The sequence below is a fragment of the Paenibacillus sp. OT2-17 genome, from assembly GCF_009827695.1.
Taxonomy (GTDB): Bacteria; Bacillota; Bacilli; order Paenibacillales; family Paenibacillaceae; genus Paenibacillus; species Paenibacillus polymyxa_B.
This window is the reverse complement of record NZ_WUDQ01000695.1, coordinates 1-1,688: the sequence shown is the minus strand read 5'-3', so window position 1 is coordinate 1,688 and position 1,688 is coordinate 1. Positions and strand designations below refer to the sequence as shown.

Genomic DNA, 1,688 nt, shown 5'->3' with positions numbered 1-1,688 from the left:
ATACGATCAGCGAATGCAGGCTGCACGTGACAAGCTAAAGGGAATTGTTCAGTCTGGAGATACTTTCACCGTAATGGAAGCTTCGGAAAAAGAATACTATGTCTATGGTGATAATTTTGGCAGAGGAGGACAGGCGGTATACAGAGGACTGAATTTGACACCTCCGCCGCTTGTCCAAAAAGAATTATTAGGTGAGACTCAATGGAAATCGGTGTCAAAAGAAGTCATTAATCAATATGCCGGCTCTTATATCTTTCTGACGGTTAACAAGGATTTGGGCGGTTACGAAGGAGACAGCATATGGAAATCACTGAATGCAGTCCGGCAAGGTAAGGTTTTTGAGCTCCAAGAGGATCGATATTGGTACTTCGATCCCATCGCTATTGTAGGGCAAGCTGAAGAAATCGCAGATATGATCGTCCAGCGGAATAAAGAGAACGCCGCACAGAAGTAGTCGCTTCGGTGTTGTTGGCAGCCCTTTGGTATTTATGCCGAAGGGCTTTATTTTTTCACAATAGGGCAGATCATTAGGCATTCCTCGAAATTTGCTATTGAAGCCGTTGCCACATTAATTTACAATAGTAAAGATTGCATGATAATAATTCTCATTATCAACATCATCTTCAACACAGTTCGTGATAGCTACATACTATTCAACAGTAAGGGTGAACAATAGTTATGAAATTATCAGAATCATCGGATAGCCCCGCTCAAAGCAATCATAACCAGTCGCCGACTCAATTCCACTCGCGACCATGGGCAGCTTCGCTTATCCTGACAGCTGGGCTTGGACTTTTAGCGTTCGGTATCGCGCTATCCCTATCTTTTGGTGCAGCCTCTATTAGGCTGGAAGAGGTGTGGAACGCCGTTTTTCATTTTAAACCCGAGTTGCAAAACCATCAAATTATTTGGGAAATCCGTCTACCTCGGATTCTGGGTGGGGTTTTAATCGGAGTTTGCTTTGCCGTAGCAGGTGCAATTATGCAAGGTATGACTCGAAATCCGCTTGCTGACTCGGGCTTGCTTGGACTGAACTCGGGAGCCAGCTTGGCGATGGCGATTTGCTTTGCCCTTTTTCCCGGATCTTCCTTTTTACAGTTAATGTTGTATTCCTTTGTTGGTGCAGCTCTGGCTGTTGTGATGGTATATGGTACAAGCTCCATCTCCAAATCAGGTCTTACGCCAGTTCGTCTTGTATTGGCGGGCGCAGCTGTCACGGCATTGCTGTCTGCCTTAGGAGATGCAATTAGTTTGTACTTTAATGTTGGACAGGATTTAGCCTTTTGGTATGCCGGAGGGCTTAGTGGAACCAAGTGGGTTCAGCTCGGTATAGTTTTGCCTTGGGTTGTGGCAGCTTTTATCGGCGCTCTCATGTTGTCGCGCTCTATTACGCTGCTTAGTCTGGGAGATGAAATTGCGTTAAGTCTTGGCCAGCGAACTGGGGTGGTAAAGGTAGTCGGGATGATTCTTGTTCTGATTCTGGCGGGTGCAGCGGTGTCGTTGGTTGGTTCTATAGGTTTCGTGGGATTAATTATCCCCCATATAACCCGCAAGCTGGTTGGCGTCGATTATCGCTGGATTATTCCATGCTCGGCCATTATGGGAGCTTTACTCATTGTGTTTGCCGATCTGGCAGCCCGTATGATTAACGCACCTGAGGAAACACCAGTGGGCGTACTTATTGCCTT

2 protein-coding genes are annotated in these 1,688 nt (G+C 46.1%); both read left to right on the top strand.

The window, feature by feature from the left end:
* Positions 1 to 454: ABC transporter substrate-binding protein (locus tag GRP75_RS26205; protein WP_160790803.1), on the top strand; the 454-nt coding region annotated here is incomplete at its 5' end.
* Positions 455 to 678: 224 nt separating this feature from the next.
* Positions 679 to 1,688: FecCD family ABC transporter permease (locus tag GRP75_RS26200; RefSeq protein ID WP_160790802.1), on the top strand; the 1,010-nt coding region annotated here is incomplete at its 3' end.